Raw genomic sequence first — 20,375 nt, 5'->3', positions numbered from 1 at the left:
CCCAATGGAAAAAGCCTGGGGCCTTGACGCCCCAGACCCATCGACAGCGCCAGGTCAGTGGAACTGCTCTTCTTCGGTCGAACCCGTGAGTGCCGTCACGCTGGATTTGCCACCCTGGATCACCGTGGTCACGTCGTCGAAGTAACCGGTGCCCACTTCTTGCTGGTGCGACACGAAGGTGTAGCCACGCTCGCGTGCCGCGAATTCAGGCTCCTGCACCTTCTCGACATAGGCCGACATGCCGCGCTTCACATAATCCTGCGCCAGATCGAACATGTTGAACCACATGCTGTGGATGCCGGCCAGCGTGATGAACTGGTACTTGTAGCCCATGGCACCCAATTCGCGCTGGAACTTGGCGATGGTGGCATCGTCGAGGTTCTTCTTCCAGTTGAATGATGGCGAACAGTTGTACGCCAACAGTTTGCCGGGATGCTTGGCATGCACGGCATCCGCAAACTTCTTCGCGAACTCCAAGTCCGGCGTGCCCGTCTCGCACCACACCAGATCCGCGTAATCCGCATACGCAACGGCGCGGCTGATGGCCTGATCCAAGCCCTTCTTGGTCTTGTAGAAACCTTCGGCCGTGCGCTCACCCGTCAGGAACGGCTTGTCATTGGCGTCGTAATCGCTGGTGATCAGGTCGGCGGCCTCCGCATCGGTCCGCGCGATCACCAGGGTCGGCACGCCGTAGACGTCTGCAGCCATGCGTGCAGCAATCAACTTCTGCACTGCCTCCTGGGTGGGAACCAGCACCTTGCCGCCCATGTGGCCACACTTCTTCACAGACGCCAACTGATCTTCGAAATGCACACCGCCGGCCCCCGCGCGGATCATGGCCTTCATCAACTCGTAAGCGTTCAACACGCCGCCGAAGCCTGCCTCCGCGTCGGCCACGATGGGCGCGTAGTAGTCGACAAAGCCTGCGTCGCCAGGATTGGCCCCTTTGGACCACTGAATTTCATCGGCGCGGGTGAAAGCGTTGTTGATGCGCTCCACCACCTTCGGCACCGAATCGACGGGATACAGCGACTGGTCGGGATACATCGCCGCGTATTCATTGTTGTCTGCCGCGACCTGCCAGCCCGACAGGTAGATCGCCTTGATGCCGGCCTTGACTTGCTGCATGGCCTGGCCCCCCGTGAGCGCGCCCAGGCAGTTCACATAAGGCTCGTTGTTGACCAAACCCCACAGTTTTTCGGCGCCACGCCGTGCCAGCGTGTATTCCACCTGGAAGGAGCCCCGAAGACGTACGACATCCGCAGCGCTGTAACCGCGCTTGATGCCCTTCCAACGCGGGTTCTGTGCCCAGTCTTTTTCGAGGGCGGCAATTTGCTGTTCGCGGCTGAGCTGTTCATTGAAGGATTGCGGCATAAGTCACTCCGTGGGTTGGTTGATGAGCCGGGCTGCAAGAGGCCGCCCTTGGAGATCACTTTAAGTCTTGTACAAGACTTGATCAAGCTCTTATGTCTTATATAAGAGATAAAATTTATTGTTTTAAATCAACAACTTATTCACACCATCTCTTATTGCGAAATTTAATTTCTCATATCAAGAAATTTTTCCGCAGCGCAGCATCATGTATTTTTGCAATGTGAAAATCAAATTTTGCGATACAAAAAATCAGGTCCGGCGATCGGTCATCCAGTCGCCATGCACGATCCGGGTTGCGTTCTGCAAGTATTCGGAGTTGATTTCATACACCAGGCATTCCAGCTCCTGCCCCCCGACGGAGACCGAGATCTCGCGTTTTTCGTACTCGCCATTGGGTTCGGGCAGCAGCCCCTCGATTTCGTCCAACTGGATCTCCAGTTCGGGCGAAATCGCATAGACCTCCCCGTGCACCGAAAAATCGCCCGGCTCCCGCACGTCCGCCAAATGCAGCGCAATGCCGGGATAGGCACCGAGGTCGTACAGCGTTCCGCAGACGGTGGCCTCCCCCAGAAAGGCCGCGCGAGGCGTCAAGCGGGTGATGTCATTGCTGCCGCCACGGCGCAAGGTGCCATAGACAAAAACGTAGCGTGAAAAAGGATGAAGGGTTTCGTCGGGCATGATGGCGCGCTCCAGGGTACTACCCGCAAAGTCTAGCCAACACGCGAACATGCCAAGCCGCCCCATCGCCTATCTCTGCCTTGCATTGAGCATGTCGCTCGTGGGCAGCTATGTCGCCTTGTCCAAGCCACTGGCGGCCGCGCTGCCGGTCTTCCTACTGGCTTGGATGCGGTTCGGCATTGGGGGATTGGGAATGCTCCACTGGCTCAAGAAACCGGCGGATGAGGGCCCGATGACACCGCAGGTGCGGCGCCTGCTGTTTCTCGAGTCTTTTCTGGGTAACTTCCTCTTCACCCTTTGCATGATCTCGGGTGTGAGTCTCACCAGCGCCGTATCGGCAGGGGTGACGATGGCCGGAATACCTGCCGCAGTGGCAGTCATGAGCTGGTTCTTCCTGAAGGAAAAGGTCTCTACGAGGACCTGGATCGCGGTCGGGTGCGCCGTCGTCGGCATCGCGCTCTTTTCGCTATCAAATTCAGAGCATCACACCCAATCAAATTCCCGGCCTGAGGGCGAAAACGCTCCCAACCTGGTTTGGCTTGGGCAATTGCTCTTGCTGGGCGCCGTTCTATGCGAGGCAGCCTATTCGGTCATCGGCAAGAAACTGACGGGCACGCTGGGGCCGCGCCGAATCACTTCGTTGATCAACCTTTGGGGATTCGCGCTGGCCACCCCCATGGGACTGTACGCAGCATGGCATTTTGACTTTGCCAGCCTCACACCCGGTCTTTGGACGTTGCTCGTCTTCTACGCACTGGCCGCGAGCATGTGGACCGTGTGGCTTTGGATGACGGGGCTCAAGGCGGTGCCTGCCGCACAAGGCGGCGTCTTTACGGTGATGCTTCCCATCAGCGCGGCGTTGGTGGGGGTGCTGGTGCTCGGAGAGCGCCTTGCACCGGTTCAACTGATCGCTTTCGGTATTGCGATCGCCAGCGTCGTCCTGGCCACGCTTCCTGAAAAATCTTCAGTGCGCCAGCGTTCATCCGAAGCCAATGCCAAAGCGATGGACTCGCAATCACCTCGACATTGATTCCGCCTTCTGCTCCAGGGGCTAACGCCCTGTCACTTTGCGGATGGGGGGCTTGATGCTGTCGCGCCGCGCCGGCAACACCTGCGCATGCTCGCGAGGGGCGTTGAGCACGATGCACGTGGAGGTTTCCGCCAGCAGGCAGAACCCCGTGACCACGGCATCCAGGTGGCTGACATCGATCACTGCGATTTCCAAGACCCAGCTGTCTTCCCCCGTGACGTTGTAGGCATTCAAGACCTCGGGCGTCTCTTCGATCAGTCGAACCACCCGGGCATATTCCGCCCGGCCCACGCGGATGATGGCGCGAATGCCATAGCCCAAGCGGGCGTAGTCCAGACGAACGCCGTAGCCCCGGATCACCCCCGAGGCTTCCAGTTTGCGAACCCGCTCGGTCACTGCAGGCTGACTGAGGTGCACCCGGCGGCCCAGTTCGGCCATCGAAATGCGGGCATCCTGCTGCAATTCAGCGAGGATTCTGCCGTCGTGCGCATCCAATTGAGAAACTTCGGTCATGGCGTTATTTAACCATTGAAACAAAGGCAATCTATGTTTCCAGCCTTTCAAATACCATGGAAAAGCACGCTGAGCCTGCATAGCATTTGCGGCATGACTTCACTTTCCACCTCCCCCGCCAGCCCTGCTGCACGCAGCCTGCCCACGGTGCTGCTCCTGGCCCTTTTGGCCTGCTACCTCATCTGGGGCTCGACCTATCTGGCCATCCAGGTGGCCCTCCAAAGCTTTCCACCGTTTTTCCAGATGGGAACCCGCTTTCTCGCTGCAGGCACACTGCTGATGGCATGGGTGGCGTGGCGCAAGCCCCAAAGCGGCAGCGCACCGAAGCTGCCGACGAAGCGGCAATGGATGCATGCCCTCATCGTCGGCGCTCTGATGCTGGGCGGCGGGATGGGGCTAACGGCCACCGCCAGCGTGCACGTCGGCTCCGGCCTCATCGCGGCCTGCGTGGCCGTGGTGCCGATGATGATCGCCGCATGGGGACTCTTGTGGGGAAGGCGCCCGACCCGTGGCGAGACGGTGGGCATGCTGCTGGGGGCCCTGGGTGTGTTGGTACTGGTGCAAGGTGCCAGCTTTTCCGCATCCCCTCTCAGCATGGTCTGCATCCTCGCGGCGACCTTGTGCTGGTCTTTGGGGTCTGTGCTGTCCACCACGCGCTTTCCGCTGGCCGACGGGGCCAGTGGTTTCGCCAGCGAAATGCTGTGCGGAGGCGCTGTGCTGATGGCCGTCTCCCTGGCGCTGGGCGAGAAGCCCGCGTGGCCGCCGCGACCCGAAGCCTTGCTGGCATGGCTCTACCTGGTGACGCTGGGCTCGCTGGTGGGATTCAGCGCCTACCTTTATCTGCTGCGCCATGCGACGCCGGCACTGGCATCGAGTTATGCCTTCGTCAACCCGCTCATCGCCTTGCTGCTCGGCAGCGCCATCGCTGGCGAGCATCTGACCGCCGGCGAATGGGGCGCCTGCGCGTTGATCCTGTCCGCGGTCGCGGCCATTTTTGTCTCGCGGCGATCGCGCTGAGATCGCAGCCGATGCGCCACCGAAGATCGTGCGCATCCCATTGCAATGACGGTGACGGGCGTCAGCACCGTGGCGCTTGCGCGGTACCCAAGCAACAAATGGAGGCAAAAAAAGCCCTGCCTCGCTTGGAAACGCGTTTTTTTCCCAGTAGCATCTGCGGGCCAGTGGAGAAGCAGGTTTTCGCTGGTGACGATATTTCACTTCCAACAAGGAAAACCCAACATGGCAACTGCAAAGAAAGCGCCGGCCTCCGAAGCCAAGGCCGCAGCTCCCGCGAAGAAGCGCACCCCGAACGCCGCTTTCATGAAAGCCCTTACGCCCAGCCCTGCCCTGGCTGCCGTCGTGGGCTCCACGCCCTTGCCCCGTACCGAGATCATCAGCAAGCTGTGGGTCTACATCAAGGCCAACGACCTGCAAGACGCCAGCAACAAGCGCATGATCAATGCCGACGCCAAGCTCAAGGAAGTGTTCGGCAAGCCCCAGGTTTCCATGTTCGAAATGGCTGGCCTGATCGGCAAGCACGTGAAGTAAGCATTCCATCGTCTGCAGTTTCAGCAGGCGGCGAATGAAAAACGAAGCCGGCACCACTGCCGGCTTTTTTTCGCCTGGGCCACCGGGAACCCATGTGCTGCCGGTGTGTCAATCCACTGCTTTTCAACAAGCAAAAAACCAAAGGATTGCAAATGCGATGAATTCGCATTTATAATACCCCATTGTCAACAGCCAGCCAACACTGCCTGCACCATGATCGTTTGTGTCTGCCACCGGGTTTCTGACCGCGAAATTGCACGCCATGCACATGCTGGCATGAGTTTCGACGAGATCCAGTTCGAGCTGGGCGTGGCCACCCAATGCGGCCGTTGCGAAAGCTGCGCACGGGATGTCGTGGCCCAATGCAGCGTTTCGCATCCGGTCGCCGCGCTGCACAAAGAGATCGCCTCGCAGACGATCCAGCTTGCCAACTCCATCCTGGAAAGCAAAGCATGGAACTGCTCTCAACCCTCGCAGGCAGCCTGATTCTCGTCATCGGCTCCGTGTGGTGGATCTTCCGTAAGTAACTTGGCCTTCTAGGCCTCTGGCGCTTGTCCTGTGGGCGTTGGCAGCTATCATTTTTATGTCCCAATTTGATCGATATGGCTCCTCTCGGGGTGTGAGCCGCAACGCCGTGATCGCAGGCTCCGTCGTGCTGCTGCACGTGGCCGGGTTGTGGGCACTGCAGTCGGGGCTGCTGCGCAAGGCCGCAGAGGTCATCGTGCCTGCCGAGGTATTGAGCGAATTCATCACGCCGCCAGCGCCCCCTGCTCCACCCGTTCCACCGCCACCCAAGCCGGCGCCGCCGCCTCCGCCAAAACCAGCCCCAAAAGCGCCTGCCCCGCGTCCGGCGCCCATGCCGGTGGCCATTCCCGACCCCACGCCTGCGCCCAATGCGCCCACCGGGATTACCGAACCCCAGCCGCCTGCGCCCCCCATCGCGGCACCCATGGCGCCCCCTGCACCGCCGCCCGCTCCTCCCGCGCCGCCAGCCCCTCCCAAGATCGAGTTGCCTTCCAGCGATGCGGCCTACCTGAACAATCCCAGGCCGACCTACCCCGCCATCAGCAAGCGGCTGGGTGAACAAGGAAAGGTCGTGTTGCGCGTGCTCATCGGCACGGACGGGCTTCCGCAGAAGGTGGAAATCAACAAGTCCAGCGGCTTCGACCGGCTGGACCGCCAGGCGCAGGAAGCCGTGATGCGCTGGCGCTTCGTGCCGGGCAAACGCAACGGCGAGCCCGAGACCATGTGGAACCTGGTCCCCGTCAATTTTGTTCTCGAATAATTTTCAGGAGTTTTCATGGAATCGCATTTCGGCATTGCCAACGTTTGGATCCAGGGTGACTTTGTCACCCGCGCTGTTGCCGTGCTGTTGCTCGGCATGTCTCTGGCCTCCTGGATCGTCATCCTGATCAAGGCGATGGACATCTTCCGCTTCAAGAAACATGCGCGTGGTGCACGCGATTTCTGGCATAGCGAAGACTTCGCCGCCGGCCTGAGCAAGCTCGGCGACGACCCTGCCAACCCCTTCCGCCATCTGGCCCTGGAAGGGCGCGAAGCCACGGCGCACCACCGCAATACCAAGGCGCATCTGCATGACAGCCTGGATGTGAGCGACTGGGTCACGCGCAGCCTGCGCAACTGCATCGACGAGTTCACGGCCCGCGTGCAATCGGGCCTGGCGGTGCTGGCCTCGGTCGGCTCGACCGCTCCGTTCATCGGCCTGTTCGGCACCGTCTGGGGCATCTACCACGCGCTGGTGGCGATCGGCACTTCGGGCCAATCGACCATCGACAAGGTGGCCGGCCCGATCGGCGAGGCACTGATCATGACGGCCCTCGGCTTGGCCGTGGCGATTCCTGCCGTGCTGGGCTACAACGCTCTGGTGCGGGGAAACAAGTCCATCCTGAACAACCTGAACAGCTTCGCGCATGACCTGCACGCCTACTTCGTGACGGGCGCACGCGTCAGCGCCCCTGGCGAACAAGCCAAGGTGCTGCCGATCAAGAAGGGCTGAAAACATGTCTTTCGGAACCCAGGACGACTCCGACGAGGTGATGAACGAAATCAACATGACGCCGCTGGTGGACGTCATGCTGGTGCTGCTCATCATCTTCATCATCACGGTGCCAGTGATGAAGCACGCCGTGCCGGTGGACTTGCCACGTGCCTCCAATCAGCGCGAAGACGTCAAGCCCGAGACCATCCGCCTCAGTGTCACCGCCGATGGCAAATACCACTGGAACGAACTGACGATCAGCGACGACGAGCTCGAACCCCGCCTCAAGGCCGAAGCGGTCAAGGATCCGCAACCCGATCTGCACATCCGTGGCGACAAGGAGGTGCGCTATGAGCGCGTGGCACAGGCCATGTCGGCCGCCCAGCGAGCGGGCGTGCGCAAGATCGGGTTCGTGACCGAGCCCCAGTGATAAATATTTACAAGATAGGCAAGCGCGTCACTTGACGAACAATTGAGAATGGTTATCATTAACTCAATCGCAAAGCACAGAGGATTTCTCATGCACGCCAGTCTCAACGCCCTGCCTTCTTCGTCTTTTTTTGGCTCCGCCGTCTTTCAGGAGCGCGAGCCGTCCGGTGCCGCGCATCTGGCAAGCTCCGCACCGGCTGTCGATAGCCGGGAGCTGCTCAAAGGCCAGAAGACCGTGGCCATCTGCCACAACGGTTCGGTCTACCGCCTGCAGGCCACCAAACTGGGCAAACTGATTCTGACCAAATAGGTTTCATCGTGGGGCGACTCCAGGGCACCTCAGTGCCTGAAGGGTCGTATTTGCCAGCCAACGGGTTGCCCGCGTAGCCAGGCTTTTTTTCTCACCACCCCCAAAAACAAAACCGGCCCTACAGGCCGGTTTTTTATATGCCATGCGGATCCGGTGTCTGCCACGCGTCATGTCCACTACGGCATTGGCTGGGCATCCCGACCACCGCCGATTCAAAGGCCCAATGCGGCGATGCCTGCCTTGGCGATTTGCGCGTCTTCCGTCGATTTCACGCCACTCACCCCCACTGCACCCAGGCACTGGCCGTCCTTCATGATGGGCACGCCGCCTTCCAGCAGGCCGTCGATGAATGGAGCACTCAGAAACGCGGTACGGCCACCGTTGACGATGTCTTCGTAGACCTTGCTTTCACGGCGCCCCAGCGCGGCCGTGCGGGCCTTCCCGGGAGCGATGTGGGATGACACCGGAGCAGCCCCATCCAGGCGCTGAAGGGACAGCAGATGCCCACCATCGTCCACGATGGCAATCGTGACCGCCCATTGGTTCTTGAGGGCTTCAGCCTCGGCCGCCGCAGCGATCTTCTTGACATCGGCGGCTTCGAGTTCGGGTTTGTTTTTCATGGCGGTAGCAGTCCAGTCCAGTTCAAATCAGGGAAGGCAGGGCCGATGGCCCAACGAAGTCCACGAGCATACCGGCTCCCCATGGCGGCGCTCTGCGGGCCCAAGGCAAAAGACTGCATCCTTAAAGTACGGGATCGAGAGAGGGTATTTGAAAGCGCCGAGATCGGCACCACCTAGAATTTGTACGTCTGCGCTGTGCAGGCCTCAAAGGAGAGATAGAAGATGAACGACCAAGTCACTACCCTGGGCTCAGCGGGATATGGGGTCTCGCAGGAGCAGCGGCAGAAAGTGCTGCGCAATACCTATTGGCTGCTTGCGATGAGCATGCTGCCGACGGTGCTGGGCGCGTGGGTCGGCGTCGCCACCGGCATCACCCAGTCGCTGCGTGGCGGCGTCGGGCTGATCGTGTTCCTGGGTGGCGCTTTCGCCTTCATGTATGCGATCGAGAAGACCAAGCACTCTGCTGCGGGCGTTCCCGTGCTGCTGGCCTTCACGTTCTTCATGGGACTGATGCTGTCTCGCCTGATCGGCATGGTGCTGGGCTTCAAGAACGGTACCGATCTGATCATGACCGCCTTTGCCGGCACGGCAGGCGTGTTCTTCGTGATGGCCACCCTGGCCAGCGTGATCAAGCGCGATCTGTCAGGCATGGGCAAATGGCTGTTCGTGGGTGCGATGGTGCTCATGGTCGGCGCCATCATCAACGTGTTCGTCGGCTCTTCGGCCGGAATGATGGCAATCTCGGTCGCCGCCATCGGCATCTTCAGCGCCTACATGCTGTATGACCTCAAGCAGATCCTGGACGGTGGCGAGACCAACTACATCAGTGCCACGCTGGCCCTGTACCTGGACATCTTCAACGTGTTCCAAAGCCTGCTGGCCCTGCTGGGCATCGCGGGTGGCGAGCGCGATTGATGCGCTGCTCTGATTGAACGTTGACGTAAAAAAGGCCTCGCAAGAGGCCTTTTTTCATGGTGCGGGGGGTGTTGCATCAATGCGTTCGGGAATATTCCACGGAAAAGCAGGGCCTCGCCCTCAATCCTCCAGGCGCCGTGCCGATAATCAAACCACATGGCTCATTTTCCAGCCCCCCTCCTCCGTCCGCGCTACGCCGCGGCATCCCTGGCATTGGTGCTTTTGTCCGGCTGCGAGATTCCGGGCCTGGGACCCGATCCCCGAGTGGTTCAGAAGGAGGCCGAAGCCAAGGCGATCGGCGGCGCCTGCCGGCATGCGCTGCGCGGCCTGGAGGATTGCTTCACGCTAAACCCCAAGGCCGCCAAGGCCTCGGTCTTTGCCGGCTGGAAAGACATGGATCAGTACATGCGTGACAACAAGCTCGAGGGCTCGCCCTCGGTGCTGGGCAAGCTGGAGGCCAAGCCCGATCGCGCCAGCCGCGGCGGTGAAGCCGGGGAGTCTGGCGAGTCCGGCGTCGCCTCCCGCAACCGCAGCTGACCGCCACACTGGTCAGCCCACATCGACGGCACCGTCAGGCGCGCACGAACACCGCCATGCTCTCCACGTGTGCCGTGTGGGGAAACATGTTGACCACGCCCGCGGCCACGCACCGATAGCCCGCTTGGTGCACCAGCAACCCCGCATCGCGTGCCAGCGTGGCCGGATTGCAGCTCACGTACACGATGCGCTGGGGTGGAACCCACCCTTCTGCCCCTGCCGGCAGCGCAGGCGCCTCTTCGGCACCCAGGCGTGCCTGGTGGATGTCCGCCAGGGCTTTGGCAAGGGCGAAGGCCCCTTCGCGGGGTGGGTCGACCAGCCACTTGTCCGCCACGCCATCGGCCACCAACATCTCCGGGGTCATTTCGAACAGATTCCTCGCGACGAAGTCCGTCGGGGCCAGGGGCTGTCCTTCGGCGGCCTGGGCCTGGTTGTAACGGTAGTTCTCGCGCGAACGGGCCACGAGGGCCTCGCTGCCTTCGATGCCCAGCACTTCACGCGCCTGGGTGGCGATGGGCAGCGTGAAGTTGCCCAGGCCGCAGAACCAGTCGATCACCCGCTCCTCCTTGCGCGCGTCCAGCAGGCGCAAGGCACGCGACACCAAGACGCGATTGATGTGCGGGTTCACCTGGGTGAAATCCGTGGGCTTGAACGGCATGGTGATGCCGAAGTCAGGCAGTGCATAGGACAGCTGCTCGCCCTCGGCATCCAGCAGCTTCACGGTATCGGGCCCCTTGGGCTGCAGCCACCACTGCACGCCCTGCTCGGCCGCAAAGGCACGCAGCTTGGCCAGGTCGTCCTCGCCCAGGGGTTCCAGGTGCCGCAGGACGAGGGCGGTGACGTGGTCGCCGCAGGCCAGCTCGATCTGGGGGCAGGTGTCGCGGGCCTCCATGGAGGCGATCAGGGCGCGCAACGGCACCAGCATGGCGCTCACATGGGGCGGCAACACGGGGCAGACCTCCATGTCGGCGACGTAGCGGCTCTTGCGCTCGTGGAAGCCGACGAGCACCTGGCCTTTTTTGATCACGTAACGGACCGAGAGACGCGCACGGTAGCGGTATCCCCAGGCCGGGCCTTCGATGGGCCGCATGATGGTCTCGGCCTTGACCTTGCCCAGGTGCCAGAGGTTGTCCTCCAGCACCCGCTGCTTCACGGCCACCTGGGCGGCCACGTGCAGGTGCTGCATCTTGCAGCCGCCGCAGGCCCCGGCATGCAGGCCGAAATGCGGGCAGCCCGGGCGCACGCGTTGCGACGATTCGCGGTGGATTGCCGTGAGGCTGGCCTGCTCCCAGTTGTTCTTCTTGCGGTGGGTATTGGCCGTGACGAGTTCCAGGGGCAAGGCGCCGTCGATGAAGACGACCTTGCCATCGGGCTTGCGGGCCACGCCCTGGGCGTCCATGTCCATGGACGTGACTTCCAGCCAGCCTTGCGGCCATTCGTTCGTGGGGATCGGTGTTTCTGTGGGGTCGCTCATCCCTCGATTGTCTCAGGCCGGCCGCCCTTCCCGGCGCGGGAGGGTCAGCTGCGGTCGGCGCGCGCGCGGCGCGGCGTGACGGGCAGCGCTTGCACCGAAGCGCCGCCCATGGATGCAGACACGGGAAGACGGTTGATCTCCAATTCGCAGCCGTAGTTGTCCAGCGTGAACACCAGCGTGCCGCCGGGAACCACGCGGGGAAGCGTTTCGTGCACCTGCCGGGCCAGATCCACCGGAGGCCGTTGCGAGCGGTAAATCACCTGCTGGTCGGCGCCATAGACGAGGTAGCAGGCGGCAGACGCGCCCTGGGAGAAAAAGCCGGCCAGGAGCGCGGCGGCGGCATAGCGGATGACTGGCATGGGTGGATCCCTTCCTCGGTGCGTTATCGCAGATGAATGGCGCAGATTATTGCGGACTTCATGCCACGGCGGATCAGCGATGGGAGCCCTGGTGCGACAGACGGCGCCCCGTTCAGCCCAGATTCAGGTGGGTGGAGTGCTTGACCTCCTCCATGACGGCGTAGGTTCGCGTCTCGCGCACGCCGGGCAGTTGCCAGAGCACATGGCCGGCAAATTCGCGGTAGGCCGTCATGTCGGCCGAGCGGGTTTTGAGCAGGTAGTCGAACCCGCCCGCCACCATGTGGCACTCCAGGATCTCGGGGTGCACCTGCACCGCCGCCTTGAACTGGTCGAACACATTGGGGGTCGTGCGATCCAGCAACACCTCCACGAACACCAGCAGCCCCGCCCCGAGCTTGAGCGGATTGAGCCGCGCCTCGTAACCCAAGATGTATCCGTCGCGGGTGAGACGCTGCACGCGGGACAGCACGGCCGTGGGCGACAGGGCCACGCGCTCGGCCAGTTTGAGGTTCGCGATGCGTCCGTCTTCCTGCAGCGTTTTGAGGATGCGGCGATCGATGCGATCCAGGGAAGGTTCGGAGTCTTGCATCTTTGGATTTTTATTCTGTTCTATCGGGTTTTTTTGGAAAGTAATTCAAATTAATCGCTTGCATGATGCACAGACCTCCAGCTCACTGGGTCTCCTACGCCGCCATGTCCCTCTCCGCCGACTCTGCCGCACCCGAAACCAACGATTTCGCCTTTGCGCCCCGCCCACCGGACAGCCATCCGTTGCGCCACGCCATCACCGCCGCATACCGGCGGCCCGAGCCGCAGGCACTGGCTCCCTTGCTGGATCTGGCGCGCCTGCCGGGCAGCGTGTCCGGAGACATCCAGGCGCTGGCCCTGCGCCTGGCCGACACGTTGCGCCATCGCAAGAGCGCTGGCGGACGGGCGGGCATCGTGCAGGGCTTGCTGCAGGAGTTCGCCCTGTCTTCACAAGAAGGGGTTGCGCTCATGTGTCTGGCCGAGGCCCTGCTGCGCATTCCCGACAGTGCAACGCGCGACGCGTTGATCCGCGACAAGATCCGCTCGGGCGACTGGGAGCCCCACCTGGGCAAGAGCCCCTCGCTGTTCGTGAACGCCGCCACCTGGGGGCTGCTGCTCACCGGCAAGCTGGTGGCCACGCACAGCGAGCGCGGCCTGACCTCCGCACTGCGGCGCCTGACCGCCAAGGGCGGCGAGCCCCTCATCCGCAAGGGCGTGGACATGGCGATGCGCATGATGGGCGAGCAGTTCGTCACGGGCGAAACGATCGAACAGGCGCTGTCCAACGCCCGCGCGATGGAGGCACAGGGCTTTCGCTACTCCTACGACATGCTGGGCGAGGCCGCGCTGACCGCTGACGATGCGGCGCGCTACCTGCGCTCCTACGTGGAGGCGATCCATGCCATCGGCAAGGCATCCGCCGGCCGCGGGGTTTACGAGGGTCCCGGCATCTCGATCAAGCTGTCGGCGCTGCATCCGCGATACAGCCGGGCGCAATATGCCCGCGTGATGGACGAGCTGTACCCCAAGGTACTGCAACTGGTCGAGCTGGCCCGCCAGTACGAGATCGGACTGAACATCGACGCCGAAGAGGCCGACCGGCTGGAGCTGTCGCTCGACCTGCTGGAGCGGCTGTGCCGCGCCCCGTCGCTGGCGGGTTGGAACGGCATCGGCTTCGTCATCCAGGCCTACCAGAAGCGCTGTCCGCACGTGATCGACTGGGTGATCGACCTGGCCCGCAACACCGGGCACCGCCTGATGATCCGCCTGGTCAAGGGCGCCTACTGGGACAGCGAGATCAAGCGCGCTCAACTGGACGGCCTGTCCGACTACCCGGTGTACACCCGCAAGGCCCACACCGACGTCTCCTACATCGCCTGCGCACGCAAGCTGCTCGCCGCCACCGACATGGTGTACCCCCAGTTCGCCACGCACAACGCGCAGACGCTGGCCACCATTTACCAGCTCGCGGGCCCCAGCTACCAGCCTGGACAGTACGAGTTCCAGTGCCTGCACGGCATGGGCGAGCCGCTGTACGAGCAGGTGGTGGGCGCACCATCGGACGGCAAGCTGGGCCGCCCCTGCCGCATCTACGCGCCGGTGGGCACGCACGAAACCTTGCTCGCCTACCTCGTGCGCCGATTGCTGGAAAACGGTGCCAACACCTCGTTCGTGAACCGCGTGGCCGACACCACGCTGGCGCTGGAATCGCTCGTGAGCGACCCCGTCGCCACGGTGGATGCCGCCGCGGCGGCGGAAGGCACCACCGCCCTGCCCCATCCCCGCATTCCGCTGCCCAAGGACCTGTACGGAGCCCGCCGCGCCAATTCGGCGGGGGTGGACCTGTCCAACGAATCCGTGCTGGCCCGGCTGTCGAATGCGCTGGCCGCTGAAAGGCAGCAGTTCTGGCAGGCCGAGCCCCTCATCGACGGGCCGGTGGCCGATGCAGGCACGACGCTGGCGGTGCGCAACCCTGCAGACCCCACCGATGTCGTGGGCCACGTGCAGGAGGCGACCGAGGCCGATGTGGACTGCGCGCTGCAGGCTGCCTGCGATGCCGGCCCCGCCTGGGCCGCCATGGCGCCCGGCGCACGGGCCGCTGCGCTGCGGCGCACCGCCGGCCTGCTGGAGGCGGGCCTGCCCCAGCTGATGAGCCTGCTGATGCGCGAGGCCGGCAAGACCTGCGCCAACGCGGTGGCCGAAGTGCGCGAGGCGGTGGACTTCCTGCGCTACTACGCCGTGCAGACCGAGGGCCATTTCGATAACGAAACCCACCGCCCGCTCGGCCCCGTGGTCTGCATCAGCCCATGGAATTTTCCGCTCGCCATCTTCATGGGACAGGTGGCCGCCGCCCTGGCCGCCGGCAACACCGTGCTGGCCAAACCGGCGGAGCAAACCCCGCTGATCGCAGCCGAAGCCGTGCGCCTGCTGCATGAAGCAGGTGTGCCGAAGGGTGCGGTGCAACTGCTGCCAGGGCGTGGCGAGACGGTGGGCGCCCGGCTGGTGGGCGATGCCCGTGTGATGGGCGTGATGTTCACCGGTTCCACCGAAGTCGCGCGCATCCTGCAGCGCAGCGTGGCCGGACGGCTCGACGCGCAGGGCCGCCCGATTCCGCTGATTGCCGAAACCGGCGGGCAGAACGCGATGATCGTGGACTCCTCCGCGCTGGTGGAGCAGGTGGTGGGCGACGTGGTGGCCTCGGCCTTTGACAGCGCCGGCCAGCGCTGCTCCGCCCTGCGCGTGCTGTGCGTGCAGACCGATGCAGCAGACCGCGTGATCACCATGCTCAAGGGCGCCATGGCCGAATTGACCGTGGGCGATCCCGGCCTGCTGGCGGTGGACGTGGGCCCGGTGATCGACGAAGAGGCCCGCGCCGTCATTGAGCAGCATGTGGCCACGCTGCGCGCCCAGGGGCGCGCCGTATTCCGCCCAACGGTGGATGCCGAAGTGCTGGCGCGCGGCACCTTCGTCGTCCCGACGCTGATCGAGCTGTCCAGCATCGGCGAGCTCAAGCGCGAAGTGTTCGGCCCCGTGCTGCACGTGGTGCGCTACGCCAGCGATGGGCTGGACACCCTGCTCGACCAGATCAACGCGACGGGCTACGGCCTCACGCAGGGACTGCACACGCGCATCGACGAGACGGTGGAGCGCGTGGTGCGCCGCGCGCACGCGGGCAATGTCTATGTGAACCGCAACATGGTGGGCGCCGTCGTGGGCGTACAGCCTTTCGGTGGCGAGGGGCTGTCGGGCACGGGCCCCAAGGCCGGCGGGCCGCTGTACCTGCTGCGCCTGCTGTCCCAGCACCCGGCCGACGCCGCGCTTGCCGCGATCGGCAGCACGGCCGCCGCCCCACCGGACGCCGCTGCGCGCGCCGTGCTGCAGGCCCCGCTGCAGGCCCTGGCCGACTGGGCACCGGGCGCAGGCCATGCCACGCTGGCAGCGGCCTGCACGGCATTCGCCGATGCCGCGGTGGCCGGCCTGGCCTGCCCCCTGCCAGGCCCCACCGGCGAGCGCAACCAGTACACGCTGGCGCCGCGTGCCCGCACGCTCTGCCTGGCCGACAACGACAGCGATCGGTTGACCCAGTTGGCGGCGGTGCTGGCCGTCGGGGGCAGCGCGGTGTGGCCGGCGGCCGACACCAGCGCCCTGCATGCCCGGCTGCCCGCCAGCTTGCAAACACGCGTGGCCTTGGTGAACGACTGGCGCAGTCCCGGCGTGGCGCTGGACGCCGTGCTGCACCAGGGGAGCGCCGAAGCACTGGCGGCACTGTGCCAGCAGATGGCGCAGCGGCCGGGCCCCATCGTGGGCATTACCACGCTGGTAGCGGGGACCACGGTGGTGCCGCTGGAGCGGCTGGTGATTGAACGCGCCCTGAGCGTGAACACCGCAGCGGCGGGCGGCAATGCCAGCCTGATGACCATGGCCTGACGCGCGGCAAAGGGGCCCATGGTCAAAATGGCCTCCAGAGCATGATCGACTAGGGCATATTGCTATAAATTTAATAGCAATCGATCATCAGCTGCTAATGGCCACGCGCGGTCGAAGCCCGCGGTGCGCGGGCTGCTGGCCTACCGCTGCGGCACAGGCTCATCCTGCGGATGCGCCAGCCCTCGCATGATCTGAACGACCTGTGGCTGGTCCACCAGCACGCACGGTTTGCCCGTGCGCTTGCAGTGGTCCTGCACCCGCCAATAGTCGTCATGGCCGACGCAGCCGGTCTGGCAGATGACGAAGTCGGCGGCGATCAGGCTGGCTTCCAGCGCCGCATTTCCGCCGGACAATGCGGCGGCGCTTTTTTCCACCGCCGCTTCCGGCTTGCGGCCCACTGGCTGCGCGATCAGGCTGCCCGCGGCATCCGGCGCAATGCAAACCACGGACCGCATGGTCCCTGGCCGGGCCGATAGCGTTTCACTCGCCACCGCCCGCAACGCCATGGCAGGCACAGGCATGGTGTGATGGGAACGCGCGGCCCGCCACTGCCAGTGCAGCACCTCGCGCATCAGCTCATGAATGCGCTGCCCCAGGGCTTCGATCTGCCGGCCCATGGCGCGCCGCCGAGCCGGGCCCTGGAGCGCCGCGGCGTTCCCTTCGGCGGCTTCCTCGCGGGCGAATGCCAGCGCCGTCTCGGCCACGATGGCCCGTGCCCGCAGGCGGATGGCCTGGGCCTGCAGACGCTCGATCTCGGTGGCCTGCATGGCCAGCAGGCGGCTGCAGCGAATCTGCGCCCGCCCATACCCGTCCAGAAGGACCCGGTGTTCCTCGATGAGATCTTCCAACGGCGTGGCGGTCATCTGCGCTCCCTTTTTCAAACCGATGCGGGACGAGCCCGATGTCCAGCGCGGCGCATCGGGCTGCGCCCCTGCTCGACCCGCAGTGAACTGCTGAGGTGCCGCTGCGATCGCGGCATATTTTATTGATAACCATTCTCATTTAATGATACACTGGCGTCAATCGTTGACCAGGGCCTTCGGTGGCTTCTTCTCAGAATCCACCGCCAAGCCCGGTCAGCCCCCAACCGGTTTCATCGTGGGGCGACTCCCGGACTCTCCGTCCGACGGGTCGTTTTTTGCCAGCCAACGGGCGTGCTCGCGTAGCCAGGCTTTTTTTGCGATGAATGCATCCGTTCGAACGAATGAACGGCGTCCTTTGCAGACTGCAAATGCCGCGCGGCCTTCACCGGCGTGCGAGCGCCTGCCGCCAGCACCATTCCCTCGCCCTTGCCGGCAGCCCTGGGGCCGGCGCCAGCCTCCATGGCCTGCGCCAGGGACCATGGATCGTCGGCATCAACCGAACACGATCTCGAAATCGCTGTCCGATGCGCTGAGCTGGATCTGGCGGATCACGTGCGCGTCCACGGACGATTGCAGGAACTGCATGGCCAGCCGCGGCAGCAGGTTCTGCGTGATGATGCCGTCCACCATGCGCGCGCCGGATTCGACCTCGCTGCAGCGCTGGCGGATCAGCTGCACCGCGGCCTCGTCGAACGTGAACTGCGCGTTGTGCCGCTCCAGGATGCGCGTCTGAATGCGCTGCAGCTGCAGGCGGATGATCTGGTCCAGCATCGCGTCGGAGATGGGGAAGTACGGCACCACCACCAGCCGGCCCAGTAGCGCGGCCGGAAACTTTTCGAGCAGCGGCTGGCGCACGGCCTTGGCAAGCGCCTCGGGCGGCGGCACCAGATCGGGGTCGCGGCACATGCCGGCGATCAACTCCGAACCCACGTTGGAGGTCAGGATGATCACCGTGTTCTTGAAATCGATGTAACGTCCTTCCCCGTCTTCCATCCAACCCTTGTCGAACACCTGGAAGAACAGCTCGTGCACGTCGGGGTGGGCCTTCTCGATCTCATCGAGCAGCACCACGCTGTAGGGGCGGCGGCGCACAGCCTCGGTCAGCACGCCGCCTTCGCCGTAGCCCACGTAGCCGGGCGGCGCCCCCTTCAGTGTCGAGACCGTGTGCGCTTCCTGGAACTCGCTCATGTTGATGGTGATGAGGTTCTGTTCGCCACCGTACAGCGCCTCGGCGAGCGAAAGCGCGGTCTCGGTCTTGCCGACGCCCGACGGGCCCGCCAGCAGAAACACGCCGATGGGCTTGCCCGGGTTGTCCAGCTGCGCGCGGGCGGTCTGGATGCGCCGCGTGATGGCCTCCAGGCCGTGCCGCTGGCCGATCACCCGCTTTTCCAGCGTGTCCGCCAGGGTGAGCACCGATTTGACTTCGTCGCGCACCATGCGGCCCACCGGAATGCCGGTCCACTCCGCCACCACGGCGGCCACCACGCTGGCATCGACCACGGGCTGCAGCAGTGGGTCCTCGCCCTGCATGCGCAGCAGTTCACCGCGCAGGCCGCTCAACTGGTGGACAGCCGCGGGGTCCGCCCCATCGCCCTGCGCTGGCGCAGGTGCCGAATCGGCCGGCCCCTGCGCATCGGCGGGTGCCACGGTGCCGCCCTGCGCGGCGCTTTCGGTGGGCGGCGCAGCTTGCGCTGCGGCCTCCTTGGCCACGCGGCGGGACAGCACGGCTGCCTCCGCGTCCACGATCTGCTGCACCATGGCCTTTTCGCTTTCGAAGCGGGCCTTGAGCACCTCATGCTCCGCCTCCAGCCGCGCCAGCGACGCATTGATTTCGTCGAAGCGCTCGGTCTCCCCCACGCCCAGGTCCAGTTCGCGCTGCACGATGTCCTTTTCGACCGCCAGCGACTCCAGTTGCCGGATCACGGCCTCCAGGCGCGCCGGGGTGGCGTGCAGGCCCATCGCCACGCGCGAGCAGGCGGTGTCCAGCAGGCTCACCGCCTTGTCCGGCAGTTGCCGCGAGGGGATGTAGCGGTGTGACAGGCTGACGGCGGCGGCCACCGCGTCGTCGCCGATGCGCACGCGGTGGTGGCCTTCCAGCTTGGCGGCCACGCCACGCAGCATGAGCACGGCCTTGGCTTCGTCCGGTTCGTGGATCTGCACGAGCTGGAAGCGCCGGGTGAGCGCCGGGTCTTTCTCGATGTACTTTTTGTACTCGGCCCAGGTGGTGGCGCCGATGGTGCGCAGCACGCCGCGCGCGAGCGCCGGCTTGAGCAGGTTGGCCGCATCGCCCGTGCCGGCCTGCCCGCCCGCGCCGATCAGCGTATGGACCTCGTCGATGAAGAGCACGATGGGCGCCGTGCTGGCCTGCACCTCGTCCAGCAGGGCCCGCAGTCGGTTCTCGAACTCGCCCTTCATGCTGGCGCCGGCCTGCAGCAGGCCGATGTCCACGACGCGCAGCTGCACGTCCTTGAGCGGCGGCGGTACATCGCCCGCCGCGATGCGCAGCGCCAGTCCTTCGACCACGGCCGTCTTGCCCACGCCGGCCTCGCCGACGAGGATCGGGTTGTTCTGGCGGCGGCGCATCAGGATGTCGACCATCTGACGCACTTCCTCGTCGCGCCCGGTGACGGGGTCCAGCTCTTGCTGGCGCGCGCGCTCGGTCAGATCGACCGTGTATTTCTGCAGCGCCTCGCCACGCCCCGTGCCGGCCGGGCCTGTGGCACCACTGGCCTCGCCGGGCACGCCCGAGAGGCCGGAACCGTCTGCCGCGCCCAGGCGCGATTCCGGCGAATCGGGCAGCAGCCGCGCGAACGCGTCGCTCAAGGCCGGCTCCGTCAAGCGGCCCAGTTCGCTGGAAATGGCCCGCAATTCATTGGCCAGCGCACGCGTGCGCACCATGCCGGAGAGCCAGTAGGCACTGCGGATCTGGGACTCGCCGAACATCAGCGTGGCATAGACCCAGCCGCGCTCGATGGCGGTCTCGATCTGCGCCGAGAAATCGCTGATCGAAGTGGCCCCACGCGGAAGGCGGTCCAGGCTCTGCAGCACGTCGGCCGCGAGCTTTTCGGCATCGATCTCGAAGTGCCGGAACACGCGCACCAGATCGGAATCGGTTTCCTGCAGCAACTGGTGCAGCCAGTGCACCAGCTCCACGTACGGGTTGCCGCGCAGCTTGCAGAACACCGTAGCGCTTTCCAGCGACTTGAACAGCAGGGGATTCAATTTTCCGAAAAGGGCTTGCCGGCTAATTTCAGACATGGGACCTCGGTGA

The 20,375-nt window shown here is 64.4% G+C and carries 21 protein-coding genes; 12 read left to right on the top strand and 9 right to left on the bottom strand.

Annotation, left to right across the window (positions count from 1 at the left end; all coding sequences use genetic code 11):
• Window positions 1-54: 54 nt before the first annotated feature.
• Together aceA and R1Z03_RS08640 are read right to left on the bottom strand one after the other, a co-directional pair.
• Window positions 55-1,374: an isocitrate lyase gene (aceA, locus tag R1Z03_RS08645; protein ID WP_317358733.1), complete on the bottom strand. Its 1,320-nt coding sequence runs from the start codon at window positions 1,372-1,374 to the stop codon at window positions 55-57.
• 249 nt (window positions 1,375-1,623) lie between these two features.
• On the bottom strand, window positions 1,624-2,052 hold the full coding sequence (locus tag R1Z03_RS08640) for a gamma-glutamylcyclotransferase family protein (RefSeq protein ID WP_317358729.1): 429 nt from the start codon (window positions 2,050-2,052) through the stop codon (window positions 1,624-1,626).
• Between the two features lie 49 nt (window positions 2,053-2,101).
• On the opposite strand from R1Z03_RS08640, the gene R1Z03_RS08635 reads away from it, so the two are divergent.
• Window positions 2,102-3,082, top strand: a complete 981-nt coding sequence (locus R1Z03_RS08635) for a DMT family transporter (protein ID WP_317358726.1) — start codon at window positions 2,102-2,104, stop codon at window positions 3,080-3,082.
• Between the two features lie 21 nt (window positions 3,083-3,103).
• On the opposite strand, the gene R1Z03_RS08630 is transcribed toward R1Z03_RS08635, so the two are convergent.
• Window positions 3,104-3,595: an Lrp/AsnC family transcriptional regulator gene (locus tag R1Z03_RS08630; protein ID WP_272563841.1), complete on the bottom strand. Its 492-nt coding sequence runs from the start codon at window positions 3,593-3,595 to the stop codon at window positions 3,104-3,106.
• A gap of 93 nt (window positions 3,596-3,688) precedes the next feature.
• Between R1Z03_RS08630 and yedA the strand changes: the two genes are divergently transcribed.
• From yedA to hemP, 8 genes are all read left to right on the top strand, one after another.
• Window positions 3,689-4,612 carry a drug/metabolite exporter YedA gene (gene yedA, locus R1Z03_RS08625; protein WP_317358722.1) on the top strand — a complete coding sequence of 308 codons (924 nt, stop codon included), beginning with the start codon at window positions 3,689-3,691 and terminating at the stop codon, window positions 4,610-4,612.
• A gap of 222 nt (window positions 4,613-4,834) precedes the next feature.
• A complete protein-coding gene (locus R1Z03_RS08620; RefSeq protein ID WP_272552302.1) occupies window positions 4,835-5,143 on the top strand; it encodes an SWIB/MDM2 domain-containing protein in 309 nt (102 codons plus the stop codon).
• Window positions 5,144-5,177: 34 nt separating this feature from the next.
• Complete coding sequence (locus tag R1Z03_RS08615) at window positions 5,178-5,318, top strand: hypothetical protein (protein WP_317358719.1); 141 nt, start codon at window positions 5,178-5,180, stop codon at window positions 5,316-5,318.
• A 38-nt stretch (window positions 5,319-5,356) separates the two neighbouring features.
• Window positions 5,357-5,629: a (2Fe-2S)-binding protein gene (locus R1Z03_RS08610; protein ID WP_317358716.1), complete on the top strand. Its 273-nt coding sequence runs from the start codon at window positions 5,357-5,359 to the stop codon at window positions 5,627-5,629.
• Between the two features lie 97 nt (window positions 5,630-5,726).
• Window positions 5,727-6,428, top strand: a complete 702-nt coding sequence (locus R1Z03_RS08605; RefSeq protein ID WP_284430807.1) for an energy transducer TonB — start codon at window positions 5,727-5,729, stop codon at window positions 6,426-6,428.
• Between the two features lie 15 nt (window positions 6,429-6,443).
• Window positions 6,444-7,160: a MotA/TolQ/ExbB proton channel family protein gene (locus tag R1Z03_RS08600; protein WP_092745016.1), complete on the top strand. Its 717-nt coding sequence runs from the start codon at window positions 6,444-6,446 to the stop codon at window positions 7,158-7,160.
• 4 nt (window positions 7,161-7,164) lie between these two features.
• Window positions 7,165-7,572: a biopolymer transporter ExbD gene (locus R1Z03_RS08595; RefSeq protein ID WP_284430805.1), complete on the top strand. Its 408-nt coding sequence runs from the start codon at window positions 7,165-7,167 to the stop codon at window positions 7,570-7,572.
• Between the two features lie 90 nt (window positions 7,573-7,662).
• On the top strand, window positions 7,663-7,881 hold the full coding sequence (hemP, locus tag R1Z03_RS08590) for a hemin uptake protein HemP (protein WP_092745014.1): 219 nt from the start codon (window positions 7,663-7,665) through the stop codon (window positions 7,879-7,881).
• A 212-nt stretch (window positions 7,882-8,093) separates the two neighbouring features.
• Here hemP and R1Z03_RS08585 read toward each other — a convergent pair whose 3' ends face one another.
• On the bottom strand, window positions 8,094-8,501 hold the full coding sequence (locus R1Z03_RS08585; RefSeq protein WP_092745095.1) for a heme-binding protein: 408 nt from the start codon (window positions 8,499-8,501) through the stop codon (window positions 8,094-8,096).
• Between the two features lie 222 nt (window positions 8,502-8,723).
• Between R1Z03_RS08585 and R1Z03_RS08580 the strand changes: the two genes are divergently transcribed.
• Together R1Z03_RS08580 and R1Z03_RS08575 are read left to right on the top strand one after the other, a co-directional pair.
• Complete coding sequence (locus R1Z03_RS08580; RefSeq protein ID WP_317358712.1) at window positions 8,724-9,416, top strand: Bax inhibitor-1/YccA family protein; 693 nt, start codon at window positions 8,724-8,726, stop codon at window positions 9,414-9,416.
• Window positions 9,417-9,572: 156 nt separating this feature from the next.
• Window positions 9,573-9,953, top strand: a complete 381-nt coding sequence (locus R1Z03_RS08575) for a hypothetical protein (protein ID WP_284430804.1) — start codon at window positions 9,573-9,575, stop codon at window positions 9,951-9,953.
• 34 nt (window positions 9,954-9,987) lie between these two features.
• Here R1Z03_RS08575 and rlmD read toward each other — a convergent pair whose 3' ends face one another.
• The 3 genes from rlmD to R1Z03_RS08560 form a co-directional block, all read right to left on the bottom strand.
• The gene (rlmD, locus tag R1Z03_RS08570) at window positions 9,988-11,427 is read right to left on the bottom strand and encodes a 23S rRNA (uracil(1939)-C(5))-methyltransferase RlmD (protein WP_317358708.1); all 1,440 of its coding nucleotides are present in this window, start codon (window positions 11,425-11,427) and stop codon (window positions 9,988-9,990) included.
• Window positions 11,428-11,471: 44 nt separating this feature from the next.
• Window positions 11,472-11,786 (bottom strand): hypothetical protein, encoded by a 315-nt coding sequence (locus tag R1Z03_RS08565; RefSeq protein WP_317358705.1) that lies wholly within the window; start codon window positions 11,784-11,786, stop codon window positions 11,472-11,474.
• A gap of 112 nt (window positions 11,787-11,898) precedes the next feature.
• The gene (locus R1Z03_RS08560; RefSeq protein WP_284430801.1) at window positions 11,899-12,375 is read right to left on the bottom strand and encodes an Lrp/AsnC ligand binding domain-containing protein; all 477 of its coding nucleotides are present in this window, start codon (window positions 12,373-12,375) and stop codon (window positions 11,899-11,901) included.
• 104 nt (window positions 12,376-12,479) lie between these two features.
• Here R1Z03_RS08560 and putA point away from each other — a divergent pair, with 104 nt between their 5' ends.
• Entirely contained in the window at window positions 12,480-16,241 is a 3,762-nt protein-coding gene (gene putA / locus R1Z03_RS08555) for a trifunctional transcriptional regulator/proline dehydrogenase/L-glutamate gamma-semialdehyde dehydrogenase (protein ID WP_317358700.1), read from the top strand.
• 140 nt (window positions 16,242-16,381) lie between these two features.
• Here the strand turns inward: putA and R1Z03_RS08550 are convergent, their stop codons facing one another.
• Window positions 16,382-17,104 carry a DUF2325 domain-containing protein gene (locus tag R1Z03_RS08550; protein ID WP_317358697.1) on the bottom strand — a complete coding sequence of 241 codons (723 nt, stop codon included), beginning with the start codon at window positions 17,102-17,104 and terminating at the stop codon, window positions 16,382-16,384.
• Between the two features lie 492 nt (window positions 17,105-17,596).
• Window positions 17,597-20,362 carry a type VI secretion system ATPase TssH gene (gene tssH / locus R1Z03_RS08545; protein WP_317358695.1) on the bottom strand — a complete coding sequence of 922 codons (2,766 nt, stop codon included), beginning with the start codon at window positions 20,360-20,362 and terminating at the stop codon, window positions 17,597-17,599.
• Window positions 20,363-20,375: the final 13 nt, after the last annotated feature.

Origin of the sequence: Acidovorax sp. BLS4, assembly GCF_032929295.1 — a bacterium.
Classification (GTDB): domain Bacteria; phylum Pseudomonadota; class Gammaproteobacteria; order Burkholderiales; family Burkholderiaceae_C; genus Paracidovorax.
Note: the sequence above shows the minus strand (reverse complement) of the source record. Positions and strands in the feature narration are given on the sequence as shown.